Origin of the sequence: Nitratidesulfovibrio sp. SRB-5 (assembly GCF_019931275.1) — a bacterium.
Lineage (GTDB): Bacteria > Desulfobacterota > Desulfovibrionia > Desulfovibrionales > Desulfovibrionaceae > Cupidesulfovibrio.
In genome coordinates this window covers 441,745-455,451 of sequence record NZ_JAIOTY010000001.1, presented here as the reverse complement: position 1 = coordinate 455,451, position 13,707 = coordinate 441,745, and the positions used below count along the sequence as shown (strand labels likewise).

Genomic DNA, 13,707 nt, shown 5'->3' with positions numbered 1-13,707 from the left:
CACGCTATGGAAATCCATACCCTGCACGAGTTCATGCTGCACACCAAGAACATCACCTATCTGCTGATGGGTGCCACCCTGGTGGGCTTCGTGTGCTACTGGCTGTTCCTGACCGGACGCGACAAGAAGATCCGCAAATACTAAGCAGTGACCAGGGCGTGTTTACGGTGAGAGATTCCGTTCGTCGGCAACAAGGGCGCATCTGCCATGACGGCAGGCAAAGCCTGACGCCGCCAACGGACGGAATATCCACCTGTAAACATGGCCTGCCATAGGAGCAAACCATGTACGCATTCCTCACCGGTCCCATGCTGTGGGTGGCGCTGCTGGTCTTCTTCGGCGGCCTTGCGGCACGCGTGGTCTGGTATGTGCGCGGCCTGAGCTGGCAGCTCGACCGCGTGGCCTACGGCCCGCACCTGGCGCACGGCCTGAAGGGCGGCATCCATTCCGCCCTGAAGTGGATGCTGCCGTTCGGCACGCAGAGCTGGCGCGAGCAGCCCTACTTCGCAGTGGCCTTCTTCCTGTTCCACATCGGCGCGGTGCTGGTGCCGCTGTTCCTTGCCGGGCACAACATCATCCTGGCCGAGCGGTTCGGCTTCAGCCTGCCGACGCTGCCCATGGGCATCGCCGACGCGCTGACCGTGGCCGCCATCATCGGCCTGGTGATGATCGCGCTGCGGCGCATCGCCCTCACCGAGGTGCGCATCCTCACCACCGCCTACGACTGGTTCATCCTCGCCGTTTCGGCGGCGCCGTTCGTCACCGGCTTCGTGGCCCGGCTGCACGTGGGCAACTACGACGCGTGGCTGCTCGCCCACATCATCACGGGCGAACTGCTGCTCATCGTGGCCCCGTTCACCAAGCTGTCCCACATCGTGCTGTTCTTCATGTCGCGCGGCCAGCTCGGCATGGACTACGCCATCAAGCGCGGCGGTTACAGCCGCGGGGCGGCCTTCCCCTGGTAACGGCCCGTCCGTTACCCGACCGTGCCACGACCCGATGGACATGAAAGGAGCATCCCATGCCTGAAGGAACGTTCTGCAACAGACGTCCTGTCAACACCGAAGAGGACCTCAAGGCCCTGCTCGGCGACAAGGGCGGTGCGCAATACTACAAGGAAATGGCGGAACTGGAGGTTGATGTAGAGGCCCTGAAGGCCACCCTGCAGAAAACCTTGCAGTCGCGTACCAAGACGTGGCTGGAAATCTGTGCCCACTGCGGCATGTGCGCGGACAGCTGCTTCCTGTACCGGGTCAACGACCGCGACCCCAAGCAGGTGCCCGCCTACAAGATCCAGTCCACGCTGGGCGAAATCGTGCGCAAGAAGGGCGAGGTGGATACCGCGTTCATGATGCGCACCATGGAAGTGGCGTGGTCGCAGTGCACCTGCTGCAACCGCTGCGGCATGTACTGCCCCCACGGCATCGACATGGGCGTCATGTTCAGCTACCTGCGCGGCCTGCTGTTCTCCCAGGGCTTCGTGCCGTGGGAACTGAAGATCGGCTCCGGCATGCACCGCGTGTACGGCGCGCAGATGGACGTGACCACCGAAGACTGGGTGGAAACCTGCGAATGGATGGCCGAGGAACAGCAGGAAGAATGGCCGGGCCTGGAAATCCCCGTCGACAAGGAAGACGCGGATATCATGTACGTGCTGAACGCCCGCGAGCCCAAGCACTACCCCGAAGACCTGGCCGAGGCCGCCATCCTGTTCCACCTGGCGGGCGAGAACTGGACCGTGCCCAGCGAAGGCTGGGAACAGACCTCGCTGACCATGTTCGCCGGTGACTGGGCGGGCTGCAAGATGCAGGTGGAGCGCGTGTACGCCGCCGTGGACAAGCTGCGGCCCAAGCGCGTCGTGGGTACCGAATGCGGCCACGCGCACCGCGCCACGGTCATCGAAGGCCCCTACTGGGCGGGCCGTCCCGATGGCCGCACCCCGGCGCCCTTCCTGCACTACGTGGAATGGGTGTCCGAGGCGCTGACCACCGGCAAGCTGAAGATCGACCCGGAAAAGCGCATCAAGGAACCCGTGACCTTGCAGGATTCCTGCAACTACGTGCGCAACCACGGCCTTGCCAAGCACACCCGCATCATCATGAGCTACATCGCGGAAGACTTCCACGAAATGGCTCCCAACCGGGAACACAACTACTGCTGCGGCGGCGGCGGCGGGTTCAACGGCATCGGTCGTTACCGCCACCAGCGCAACGTGGCGCTGAAAACCAAGCGCGACCAGATCCTGGCCACCGGCTGCAAGCTGGTGGTGGCGCCCTGCCACAACTGCTGGGACGCCATCCGCGACCTTGAGGAAGAATACGAGATCGGCATCCGCTGGTCGTTCCTGAAGCCGCTGCTCATCAGCATGGTCATCGTGCCCGAGCACCTGAAGCCGCAGGAAGAAGACGAATAGATCGCGCCGGAGCGCGCGGGCCTTGCACGACATCGCGACAAGGCCCGCGCCCCGCACGCGACCGCATGGCCGCCGGATGGGGAGAGCCACCCCCCGCCCGGCCCGCCGGCGCCCCCCCATCCCCTCGCATGATGGCGCGGGCACCCCGGCCCGGCCCGCAAACGGAGGCCCGGAGCGACCATGGCCAACGCCACCCAGGCCCGGAACACCCAGGCTAAATCCATCCTGGTGGTGGAAGACGACCCGGACATCGCCGCCTACCTCGTTTCGCTGTTCAGAACCAACGGCTACCGCGCCGACGCGGCCACGGAAGGCCCCGATGCCGTGGAAATGGCCCGCGCCCGGCGGCCAGACCTGGTCACCCTGGACCTGGAGATGCCCCGCCAGTGGGGTCCGCGCGTATACCGCGAACTGATGGACCTGCCCGGCGGCGCGCACATCCCCGTGGTGCTGGTGACCGGCCTTGGCGGGCTGCACCTGATGGTGCCCAACGCCGTGGGCACCGTGGACAAGCCGTTCGACCCGGACCTGATGCTGGGCATCGTGCGGCGCGCCCTGGGCGAATGAGAAACCAACGGCCACGCGCGAGGCAAGGCGGGCAGCCCGGCAACGGGCACGGCATGAAACGAGCAGCGGCCCGGCAACCGGGCACCGCCGCAAACCACACGGCATACGCATGAAACTGACCACCCGCAGCCGTTACGGCACCCGCATGCTGCTCGACATCGCCATGCACGGCACCGATGCCCCCGTGTCCATCCGCGATATCGCCAAGCGGCAGGGCATTTCCGTCAAGTACCTGGAAAAGCTCATCCGGGTACTGCGCAAGGCGGGCTACATCCGCAGCACGCTGGGCGCGCACGGCGGCTACCAGCTTACCCAGCCCGCCTCGGAAATTCCCGTGGGCGACGTGGTGTTCGCGCTGGAAGAATCTCTGGCGCCCTACACCTGCGACGAGGAAAATCCCTGCTGCCCGCGCATGGCCGTGTGCCTGACGCGCACCATCTGGGACGAGGCCTCGCGCGCCATGTACAAGAAGCTCAACAGCTTCACCCTGGCCGACCTGATGCGCGACGCCAGCCTGTGCCCCAAGAACGCCTGCCATATCTCGCCCCACGCACAGGACTAGGCCCCCGCGCGCACTGCCACCGCGTGCAGTGCCCCCTCGCATGCGCCTGCGCAAAATCACCCTTCCATTTTCCGGGCATTCCGGGCTACATTGCTCTGGTTATCCTGCAATGCGCCCGTGTACGGCGCGCGTGTTGCGCCGACAGCGCGCCGCCCGGAGGCCACATGCGAGCTCTCATCGTTGAAGACGACGCCCTCAGCGCCCGTGTCCTGCACCTGACGCTGAACATGCACTTCGAAACCGTCTGCACGGACGACGCGGAACGGTCGTTTTCGGCCTACATGCAGGCGCTGGACGGCGATGCCCCCTTCGACGTGGTGCTGCTGGACCTGATGCTGCCTGGCGAAAGCGGCCTGACCGTGCTGGAACGCATCCGCACCGTGGAAACGGAACGCGGCCTGGCCCGCGTGCCCGTGCTGGTCACCACCGCCGTCACCGACATCAATATCGCCTTGCGCGCCTTCGAGCAGGGGCATATCTCCGCCTATCTGGTGAAACCGCTGGATTTCGACCGCCTGCTGACGGAACTGCGCACTCTGGGGCTGATCCGGGCGGCATGACACGGCGCGCTGCCCGTGGTTCCGCCGCGTCCCGCTGTCCTGTCTCCCCCTGCTGTCCTGTCTCCCCCGTCGGCCTGTCTCCTCCGTCGTCCAGCCTCCCCCCATCGTCCCGCCTGACACCCCGTCCGTCTGGCTGGCCGCGCTTCACCCTGTCTGACGGTCCTGCTTCCGCCGACCCGCCCCGATTCTCCATTGCCTGGCACTCCCTGACGATTCACCAGCCATTCCGGCGGTATCCCTGCCGCCTTCGGTCAATGTCCCGCCCGCACCGCCCGTGCGGGTTTCTTGCGTCCGAAGGCGAACCTTGCCGCCCCCCGACTTCTTCATGCATCAAATTTACCTGCATTTTCGGAATAATAGAGTTGTTAGGCACATGGTTATGCACATGATGTTCGCAGCGCGGGCACCGGTGACAGCCTGCGGGTTGCCAGCAGGGATCGCCGCTCATGAAACGCACATGCCGTACTCCTTTTTATCCGTGCAATTTCAGTTTTTTATGAAACTAACGAACATTTTCCACAGGGCGTGCGCGCACACGTATCCACCGCCGCTGCCTGCGGCATGATGATGCCCCCCGCACGGACTCCCCGCAGGGCCGTGCGCCGGGTTGACGCACCGACGCCGGAAGCGCATGAGGGCGAAAACATCGGAGGACCGCCATGCATGGCGTGCACGACATCTGGCTGTTCGTGGTCTCTGGGCTGCTGCTGAACATCACCCCCGGCCCGGACATGCTGTACATCATCGCCCGGTCTACCCCGTGCGGCACCTCTGGCACGCGCGGCCTGCGCGCAGGGGTGGCGGCGGCACTGGGCATCGGCGCGGGGTGTTCCGTGCACATCGCGGCAGCGGCCTTCGGCCTGTCCGCCGTGCTGGCCACATCGGCCACGGCCTTTACCGTGGTCAAGCTGCTGGGTGCTGCCTACCTGCTGTACATGGGGTGCACCATGCTGCTGTCCCGCAAGGGTACGCTGCCGTCCGCCGCCCCCGCCACACGCGATGGGTCAATGCCGGGCGGATGCGGTCGGAATGAAGCCTCCACCGGCAGGACGCCGTGGGCATCCCTGCGGGGCGTGTTCGCGCAGGGGTTTCTGACCAATGCCCTGAACCCCAAGGTGGCGCTGTTCTTCCTGGCCTTTCTGCCCCAGTTCGTGGAAGGCGGCGGCAACACGGGCACGCCCCCGTCTCCCGTGGCCTTTCTGGTGCTGGGGTGCATCTTCACCGTCAACGGCACGCTGGTGAACCTGCTGGTGGCCTGGGGCGCCGCCCGGCTGGGCAGCATCTTCCAGGCCGGGTCGCTGGCGGGCCGGTTTGCGCGATGGGGTGACCGGTGCCTTGGCGCGCTGTTCCTGTTCCTGGGCATCCGGCTAGCGCTGACCGAACAAGGCTGAACCGGCAGCAGCCCGGGGAGGAGACAACAGGCGGGCGGCTGCCCGCGCTACCCGCGCCACGCAAACCACCCCGCGCGATCAGCGCACGCTTCAGGCACGCATCACGCACGCACTAGGCACGCAACGCACGACGGCCCGCGTACCCGGTGGTTCCGGATACGCGGGCCGTCGTGCCGTCAGGCGACAGCAGCCGCTTCGTTCATGTTCCGCCGATATGCCCACCGGGGCTCGACATAGTCCCGGCTGCCTGTCGCGCGCCTTTCCCCTACCCCGGCAGGCCCAGCCACAACAGCACGGCCAGCACCGCCGCCGCGCAGGCCCCGGCCACCATGTCGTCGATCATGATGCCCGGGCCGCCCTCCAGCCACGATTCAGAGGCGCCCACCGGACCGGGCTTCAGAATGTCGAACACCCGGAACAGCACGAAAGCAGCCAGCACGCCCAGCGGCGACAGCGTGGCAAAGGGCAGCATGGTCATCCACTGCCCGGCCACCTCGTCGATGACCACGCTGCCGGGGTCGCACCGGCCCAGCACCCGCGCCGCGCGGCCCGCCGCCCAGGCCCCGCCGAAGAACACCGCCAGCAACACCACCACGCGCCAGCCCAGCGGCAAGGGCAGGAACAGCCACGGCGCCAGCAGGGCGGCCACGGCGGACCCCACGGTGCCGGGGGCCACGGGGCTGCGCCCGGCGTACCATACCCGGGCCACTTCCAGCGCCAGCCTGTCCAGACCATGCCGCTCGTGCGGCGGGATGCAGCCTTCAGGCCCGGTATCGTGCGTTGCGTGCATGCGTGTGCTCCCTGTTCTTGCCACCTTGCGTTGCCAAAGACGGCCCGTGTGTGCCGCCAATGCCGCGCCCGGGGCAGCTCACTCCACCGACGGCGCGATGACGCCGTGTTGCAGCAGCAACCGGACCAGTTCCGCCACCGGCAGTCCCACCACGTTGCTCCACGAACCGTCGATGGATTCCACCAGAAACGCGCCCACCCCCTGAATGCCGTAGGCCCCGGCCTTGTCGTCGGGTTCGCCCGTGGCGGCATACGCGGCAAGGGCGGCGGCGGGGGCGTCCCACATGGTCACGCGGGTGGCGGCGTGAAAGACTTCGCGGGTGCCGTCCGGCAGGGCCACGCAGCAGGCGCTGACCACCTCGTGGGTGTGCCCGGCCAGCCGGGAAAGCATGCGCAGCGCGTCGGCCCTGTCCTGCGGCTTGCCCATGATCTCGCCGTGCAGGGCCACCACCGTGTCCGCCGCGATGACCACGGAACCGGGGCGCGTTGCGGCCACGGACGCGGCCTTGGCCGCCGCCGCGCGGCGGGCGTAATGCGCCGGGGGTTCGGCGGGCAGCGGCTCCGGCTCTGCCGCGCCGTTGCCGTACACTTCGAACGACAGCCCCAGGGAATGCAGGAACTCGCGGCGGCGGGGCGAGCCGGAGGCCAGCACCACGGGCAGCAGCGCCCGGAAGGGACCGGCGGGCGCGGCAGGTTCCGCGGAATCCGCCGGGCCCGGCTGCGCTGTCATGAAAGGATCGGTCATGCGGTTGCGGCTCCGGAAAGAATGTAACGTTCGCGCCCCGTGCGTGGAAACTCGCCACCCCGAAAGGCCGGTGCGCCAGCCTTGTCTGTCGGGTCTGCCCGGCCCGTCTGGCCAAACCTGCTTGGCCCAATCCCCCTTGCCCAAACCAGTCTGGACAGGCCGGTCTGGCACCCCGAACAGCCGGGCCCGCGCGGGCGGCACGCGATACGCCTTGCGTGTCATGCCCCATGGCGGCCCTGGGCGCAAGTGCGCCATCCCCACAGCCATACCGCATGCATGTGCCTGCATTTGCAAGCGGCAGCGCGGGAATCCCCCACCACATACAGACAATGCACCCCAGCGCGATGGGGGCATTCCCCACCCGCTTCAAAAGAATGCAGTCACACCGCAAAACCACCTAATGTTTCTGCGCCAGCCGCCGATAGGAGGGGTGAGTGCATGGGCGGGTCTTCCCTCTTCGCATTGGCCGGAAATTTTTTTCGGAAAAATGCGTCCGCCCCCTAAAGTTCCCCCTCGGGGATGCCGATAGGCGATACGAGGGGAGACTACCGTGACCACGAACTCGTTTTACCTTCGCAACATGCTGCTGCACTACGACAAGCAGCTTGTGACCGCGCGCAGGCTGGCCCGCTACAGGCAGGCCATGCGTCTCGCGTCGGGCGAGGAGGAAAGCGCCATTCCTCCTGAGGTGAAGCGGCGGTTCATGGTGGAACGTGTGGCTCGTGAGATCATGGAGAATCTTCTGCTTGCGGGAAGCGACAACCCCGTCGTACGAGAGATTCGGCAAAAGCTGGAACAGGAACTGGGAGAAACTCTCACCTTCACGTATCCTCCGACGCAGCTGGACATTCAGGTGTTCCGCGCCGGGCCGGAAGGCCCCGTCGAGGTAGCGCCAGCGGAGAAGGCGAGAATCCTTGACCGGCTATGGCACATTGCTCTCGAAACAGTGGATGATACCATGCTTTAGGCTATCCACGTTCCGATAAACGGTATGCTCCCCCGGGGAGGTTACCATGGAAATCAAGAACTATCTCAAGAACCTGGATCCGTACAGGACCAAGCTGGAACAGTCCGAGCTCCAGTCCAAGCGCACCGCAGCCCGCAAGGAAAGCGACGCCGCGCCCTCTTTGCAGGGCGACCGGGTAAGCCTTTCCAACGAGGCCAAGCTGCGCACGGAAGCGTATTCTGCCGCCCTTGCCGCGCCCGACGTGCGGCAGGAAAAGGTGGATGCGCTGAAGAGCAAGGTGGAATCCGGCGAGTACCAGGTGGACTCGCGCGCCGTGGCCGAAAAGCTGCTCAAGGAAGAGCAGGACCTGTTCGGCTAGCGGTATCGCGCGCCTCTGCCCCCCCCCGCTACCTGCCCCGCGTTTTGCGCGGCGCGGTGATGCTGGCCCGTTGTGCACCGGTTGCGCACCGGTTGCGCACCGGCTGCGCACGGTTCTGCACCGGCTGCGTAAAGGTCACGTACGGCACGGTGTCGATGGCGGGGCAGGACGCATGCGCCCGGCACGCCCGACCACCAGCCGGTTTTTTCCGGCTGCGCCCCTGCGCGGTCTGCCAATGTAACGGCGAGGCGGAACCATTTTCGGATGGTTCCGCCTCGTCGCGTCTTGTCTCCATCCCGGATGCGCGCGAAAGACGACAAGGCGCGCGCGCCACACATGCGCTCGTCATGTGCCCCCACATGCGCCCGATACGTTCACGGCACGCGCATCCGGCACGCACGCATGCGAAAGGGGCCACACGGTCATGTCACCGCGCGGCCCCTTTCGGCATCATGCCACGTCGCAGGGCCGCGCCCCGGCAAGCTACCCGCCGTCGCGCAGCAACCGCCGCACGGCGGCGGCATCGGGCAATTCCAGCGCCCGCTCGGCCAGCCTGACGCAGGCCGTCATGTCGCAGCCGCGCACCACGTCCTTGGCGCGCGGAATGGCCGGTCCGTTCATGCTCAGTTCGTCCAGCCCCAACCCCACCAGCAGCGGAATGGCCTCTGCGTTGCCCGCCAGTTCGCCGCACATGGCCACGGGTATGCCAGCTGCATTGCCCGCCGCCACGGTGTCGCGCACCATGCGCAGCACGGCGGGGTGCAGCGCGTCCGACAGGTCGGCCACGGCGGCGTTGCCCCGGTCGGCGGCCATGACATACTGGGCCAGGTCGTTGGTGCCGATGCTGAAAAAGGCCGACTCGCGCGCCAACTGGTCCGCCAGGGCCACGGCGGCGGGCACCTCGACCATGATGCCCACCTCTACCGGGCCGTGGGGCAGGCCTTGCGCCGCCAGCGCGGCGCGGGCCTCTTCCAGCAGGGCCTTTGCCGCCGCCAGTTCGCCGGGGTGGGCCACCATGGGGAACATGACCCGCAGGGGATGTTCGGCGGCGGCGCGCAGCAGGGCGCGCAACTGGGTCAGGAACAGCTCGCGCCGGGCCAGGCAGAAGCGGATGCCCCGCAACCCAAGGAAGGGGTTGTCCTCTCCCGCCGCAAAGTCCCCCAGATAGGGCACCGGCTTGTCGCCGCCGATGTCCAGGGTGCGCACCACCACCGGCAGGCCGGGCATGGCGGCGGCAGCGGCCACGTAGGCGGCGCGCTGCTCCTCCTCGTCCGGGGCGGCGGCCCGGTCCAGAAACAGGAACTCGGTGCGGAACAGGCCCACGCCCTCCGCGCCGTTCTGCAAGGCGGGGGCGGCGTCCGCCGGGTTGCCTATGTTGGCGTGCACGTGCATGTGGCGGCCATCAACGGTCACGGCGGGGCGGGCGGCCCCGGCCAGCGCGGCCTGCCGCACGGCCAGCCACGAGGCCCGGCGGGATTCGATGGTCGACAGCACATCGGGCGCGGGGGCAATCCACACCTCTCCGGTGCTGCCGTCCAGCGCCACGGTGACGCCGTCGGCCACGCTGGCGGCCAGCGCGCCCGCGCCCGCCACCGCCGGAATGCCCATGGACCGGGCCAGGATGGCCGCGTGCGAGGTGGCCCCGCCCTGCGCGGTGACGATGCCCAGCACCAGCGCGGGATCCAGATGCGCCATGTCCGAGGGGCCAAGGTCCGCGGCCAGCAGCACCGAGGGCCGCTCCAGACGCGGGCCGGATGGCGGCGCGCCGGTCAGCAGGCGCAGCACGCGCGCACCCACGTCCACAAGATCCGCCGCGCGCTCGCGCATGTAGCCTTCCGGCAGTTGCCGGAAACTTTCCGCCGCCTGGTCGATCACCGCGTACCATGCGGTCTCGGCGGGTTCGCGAAGCTCCGCGATGCGCTGGCGCGCGTCCCCGGCGATGGTGGCGTCGTCCAGCAGCAGGCGGTGCATGACGAATATTTCCGCCTCCTGCTTGCCCGCCATGGCGGCGGTGCGCCGCTCCAGCGCGGCAAGCTCCTTGCGGGCCGCATCCAGCGCGCCATCCAGCCGGGCGGTTTCACTGTCCGGATCGCCCGTTGCCAGGTCCGGCGGCGGCGCATCGAACGCCGGGCGATGCCAGACGGCAGGCCCCACGGCAATGCCCGGCGAAGCGGGCACCCCGCCCTTGGCGGCGGGCACACCCGCCACACCGGCCCTGCCCTGCCCGTCCGGTCCGCCCGGGCCTTCGGCGCCAGTCTTTCCAGATGACCTGATCGCGTCCGGCAGATCGCCGAAGTTCTCCGCCGCAAGGTCGGCCAGCGCCTTCAGGGCCTGTTCCGCATCCGCCCCGGCGGCCCGGAAAGTGATGGTTTCGCCGCCGCGCACGGCCAGCGTGGCGATGCGGTTCACCGAACGGGCCGATACCACCCGCTCGCCGCGCGCCAGTTGCACGTCGGCCACGAACGGGCCGAGCGCGGTGACGATGCGCGCGGCGGGCCGGGCGTGCAGCCCGAGGCGGTTGGGCACCATCAGCGTCAGCTCGTGGCTGGCCGCCGGGGTTGCGCCCGCCGCCGGGGGTGCTGCCTCGTCCTCCCCGCCGCCATCCTGCGGCAGGGCCATGCCCAGCAGCTCGGCCTTTGCCGCCAGGGCAGACTGCGCCTCGCGCAGCACGGTGTCGAGGTCCGCCCCGATGGAGGCCTGCACGGCGGCAGCCATGACGCCCTCCACCAGCGGGGCCGGGCACAGCCGCACCTGCGCCGCCACTTCGGGCGGCAGCAGGTCCAGCGCCGTTTCCGCGCTCATCAGGGCGCTGCCAAGGTCCATCAGCACCAGCACGCCGTCGCCCTGCTGCACCTCTTCTATGGCGGCCATGACCCGCATGGGGTCGGTGCCGATGGGGTGTTCCGGGTCGTCGATGCCGCCCGCCACGGCCAGGGGCACGCGGCCCTGCGTCATCTGTTCCGCCAGTTCCTTCACGCCCTGCCCCAGCACGGCGCTGTGCGTGACGACCACGATGCCGACCATGGGCTACCCCCGCACCACGTCGCGCAGGGCGGTCAGCAGCAGCACCGTGGAGGTGGCCCCGGGATCCTGATGGCCGATGCTGCGCTCGCCAAGGTAGCTGGCGCGCCCCTTGCGGGCCTGCAACGGAATGGTGGCGCGCATGCCGCCTTCCGCCGCCGCCACGGCGGCATCCAGCCCGGCGAGCAGGTCGGCCCCGCCCGCCACCGCATCGCGATAGGCATCGATGGCGGGCTTCCAGGCGTCGAACATGGTCTTGTCGTGCAGCACGGGCCGCCCGCGCGAGACAACGCCCTCCACCCCGGCATCCAGCAGGGCCTGCACGTCGGGGGTGTCCAGAGCGTTCTTGCCCGCCACGGCAAGCCCGGCCTTCATGAAAAAGGTGCCGTACAGGGGGCCGCTGGCCCCGCCCACGGTGGACAGCAGCACCATGCCGGTGTCCTTCAGAATCGCGCCGATGTCCTTGTCCGCGAAGGCGGGCAGCTTTTCCTGCACCTTGCTGAAGCCCCGGTCCATGTTGATGCCGTGGTCGGCATCGCCGATGGCGGCATCCAGATCGGTGAGGTACGTGCGGTTGTCGCGCATGATATCGCCCAGCTTGTCGAGCCATGTGAGGATGTGGTCGCGGGTGATCTGCATGGGGCATCCTTGTGGGAAGCTGCGGTGAATTGGTGAAAATGGCGTGAACCGCCATCCGCGTGTACGGATTCCGGTCCGGCGGGCGGCGCATGGCCACCGGCCGGACCGGGATTCATGGTCGGTAAGGAAACTGTGCTGGCGCAGGTTATATAAGTCCTACGATTGACTGGTGGGGACCACGCCTCTGCGTGTGCCTAGCCTTGGCCCTTCGCATTCTGCATGCGCTACGCGAAGGTCATCGGCATTGACTATGCCAGTGGCAATCGCCGTGCGCTGCGCGGATTTTTGTTCTTTGCCAAGGAGGGGCGCGTGTTCATGAAGGGAGCGCACTCTTCGGTGCGTGACCGGAATGCACGCGCGTTCCGACGACGGCAAAGGACAAAAGGACCGCAGCGCACCCTAGCCCATGCGCAGGCCGGGGGTGGCGCATTTGGCATCCCAGAACTTCAGGATCTCGTCGTCCACCTTCAGCAGGGTGATGGAAAAGCCCTGCATTTCCAGAGAGGTGATGTACGGGCCGATCAGGTTGCGCACGATGGAGATGCCGCGCGCCCCGCAGATTTCGGCCAGCTTGCGGTACACGGCGTACAGTTCGCTGACCGGAGTGCCGCCCATGCTGTTGACGAAGGCGATGACCTTGTCGCCCTTGGCGAAGGGGGCGTCGGTCAGGGTCTTGTCCACCCATTGGCCGCTGGCGGGGTCCAGTTCGCGCACGGTGCGGGTGTAGGCCGGGTCGTCGATGATGGTGGTGGCCATGATCTGCACCAGTTCGTCCACGGTCTTCATGGGGGCGCGCTGGGTGCCCGGCTCGCCGTGGATGCCGATGCCGATCTCGATCTCGTTCTCGGCCAGTTCAAAGGTGGGCTTGCCCGCGGCGGGCACGGTGCAGGGGGTCAGCGCCATGCCCATGGAGCGGCCATACTGGTTCACCTTGCGGCACAGGTCGGCGCACTTGTCTAGGTCGTACCCGGCTTCCGCCGCCGCGCCCACGATCTTTTCCGCCAGCACGGTGGTGCCCACGCCGCGCCGACCGGCCGTGTACAGGCTGTCCTTCACGGCCACGTCGTCGTCGATGAGGATGTTCTGCACCTTCAGCCCGTCGGCGTGGCACAGTTCGGCCGCGGTTTCGAAGTTCATCACGTCGCCGGTGTAGTTCTTGACGATGAACAGCACGCCCGCGCCGCGATCCACGGCCTTTGCGCACTCGTACATCTGGTCGGGCGTGGGCGAGGTGAACACCTCGCCGGGGCACGCGCCGTCCAGCATGCCGTGGCCGACGAAGCCGCCGTGCATGGGTTCATGCCCGCTGCCGCCACCCGAGACGATGGCCACCTTGCCCTGCGGTATTTCCTTGCGGCAGACGAAGTGCGGGTCGATGTTCACCCGCAGTTCCGGATGCGCTGCCGCCATGCCCTGCAACTGTTCGCGAACCACGTTTTCCACTGCATTGATCAATTTCTTCATGGTCATGCCTCGTGGGTTTTGCTCGTTAGGGACAGTCACGCTGGACAATACGCGATTTCCGAAGCGGTGGGAACGGGGCAGCGGAAGGAAGGTAGGGGACGCAGTAGCATCAGGGCGTAGATGCAATGAGTATGCGACGAAAAGCCTCCCCCCCCCTGCTGCACGCGCGGTGCCAGTGCCTTGTTTGGCCACGGGAGGCCTGCCCCGCGCCACAGGCCCACTGCCGTGGAC

Annotated in this window: 14 protein-coding genes; 9 read left to right on the top strand and 5 right to left on the bottom strand. The window is 67.6% G+C overall.

The genetic code is table 11. The features are described from left to right. Window positions 1-6: 6 nt before the first annotated feature. The 7 genes from hmcD to K6142_RS01715 all read left to right on the top strand — a co-directional run bounded on the left by hmcD (window position 7) and on the right by K6142_RS01715 (window position 5,493). The gene (gene hmcD / locus K6142_RS01745; RefSeq protein ID WP_015946222.1) at window positions 7-144 is read left to right on the top strand and encodes a sulfate respiration complex protein HmcD; all 138 of its coding nucleotides are present in this window, start codon (window positions 7-9) and stop codon (window positions 142-144) included. 140 nt (window positions 145-284) lie between these two features. Next, on the top strand, window positions 285-965 hold the full coding sequence (gene hmcE / locus K6142_RS01740) for a sulfate respiration complex protein HmcE (protein ID WP_190244919.1): 681 nt from the start codon (window positions 285-287) through the stop codon (window positions 963-965). Between the two features lie 56 nt (window positions 966-1,021). Then, a complete protein-coding gene (hmcF, locus tag K6142_RS01735) occupies window positions 1,022-2,413 on the top strand; it encodes a sulfate respiration complex iron-sulfur protein HmcF (protein ID WP_015946220.1) in 1,392 nt (463 codons plus the stop codon). Window positions 2,414-2,593: 180 nt separating this feature from the next. Beyond that, window positions 2,594-2,980 (top strand): response regulator, encoded by a 387-nt coding sequence (locus tag K6142_RS01730; RefSeq protein ID WP_015946219.1) that lies wholly within the window; start codon window positions 2,594-2,596, stop codon window positions 2,978-2,980. Window positions 2,981-3,089: 109 nt separating this feature from the next. Beyond that, the gene (locus K6142_RS01725) at window positions 3,090-3,542 is read left to right on the top strand and encodes an Rrf2 family transcriptional regulator (protein WP_015946218.1); all 453 of its coding nucleotides are present in this window, start codon (window positions 3,090-3,092) and stop codon (window positions 3,540-3,542) included. 164 nt (window positions 3,543-3,706) lie between these two features. Then, window positions 3,707-4,102: a response regulator gene (locus tag K6142_RS01720; RefSeq protein WP_190244920.1), complete on the top strand. Its 396-nt coding sequence runs from the start codon at window positions 3,707-3,709 to the stop codon at window positions 4,100-4,102. A gap of 659 nt (window positions 4,103-4,761) precedes the next feature. Beyond that, on the top strand, window positions 4,762-5,493 hold the full coding sequence (locus K6142_RS01715; RefSeq protein ID WP_190244921.1) for a LysE family translocator: 732 nt from the start codon (window positions 4,762-4,764) through the stop codon (window positions 5,491-5,493). Window positions 5,494-5,758: 265 nt separating this feature from the next. Here K6142_RS01715 and K6142_RS01710 read toward each other — a convergent pair whose 3' ends face one another. Together K6142_RS01710 and K6142_RS01705 are read right to left on the bottom strand one after the other, a co-directional pair. Further along, window positions 5,759-6,283 (bottom strand): phosphatidylglycerophosphatase A, encoded by a 525-nt coding sequence (locus K6142_RS01710; RefSeq protein WP_190244922.1) that lies wholly within the window; start codon window positions 6,281-6,283, stop codon window positions 5,759-5,761. A gap of 78 nt (window positions 6,284-6,361) precedes the next feature. Further along, the gene (locus K6142_RS01705; protein WP_190244926.1) at window positions 6,362-7,012 is read right to left on the bottom strand and encodes a Maf family nucleotide pyrophosphatase; all 651 of its coding nucleotides are present in this window, start codon (window positions 7,010-7,012) and stop codon (window positions 6,362-6,364) included. 565 nt (window positions 7,013-7,577) lie between these two features. Between K6142_RS01705 and K6142_RS01700 the strand changes: the two genes are divergently transcribed. Together K6142_RS01700 and flgM are read left to right on the top strand one after the other, a co-directional pair. Further along, window positions 7,578-7,994, top strand: coding sequence for a DVU0524 family FlgM-associated protein (locus K6142_RS01700; RefSeq protein ID WP_015946213.1), 417 nt, complete (start codon window positions 7,578-7,580; stop codon window positions 7,992-7,994). 46 nt (window positions 7,995-8,040) lie between these two features. Next, window positions 8,041-8,352, top strand: a complete 312-nt coding sequence (gene flgM, locus K6142_RS01695) for a flagellar biosynthesis anti-sigma factor FlgM (RefSeq protein WP_190244923.1) — start codon at window positions 8,041-8,043, stop codon at window positions 8,350-8,352. A gap of 483 nt (window positions 8,353-8,835) precedes the next feature. On the opposite strand, the gene ptsP is transcribed toward flgM, so the two are convergent. The 3 genes from ptsP to dhaK form a co-directional block, all read right to left on the bottom strand. Further along, window positions 8,836-11,376: a phosphoenolpyruvate--protein phosphotransferase gene (ptsP, locus tag K6142_RS01690; protein ID WP_223380730.1), complete on the bottom strand. Its 2,541-nt coding sequence runs from the start codon at window positions 11,374-11,376 to the stop codon at window positions 8,836-8,838. A 3-nt stretch (window positions 11,377-11,379) separates the two neighbouring features. After that, a complete protein-coding gene (gene dhaL / locus K6142_RS01685; protein WP_190245623.1) occupies window positions 11,380-12,012 on the bottom strand; it encodes a dihydroxyacetone kinase subunit DhaL in 633 nt (210 codons plus the stop codon). A gap of 399 nt (window positions 12,013-12,411) precedes the next feature. Then, a complete protein-coding gene (gene dhaK / locus K6142_RS01680; protein ID WP_190245622.1) occupies window positions 12,412-13,476 on the bottom strand; it encodes a dihydroxyacetone kinase subunit DhaK in 1,065 nt (354 codons plus the stop codon). Window positions 13,477-13,707: the final 231 nt, after the last annotated feature.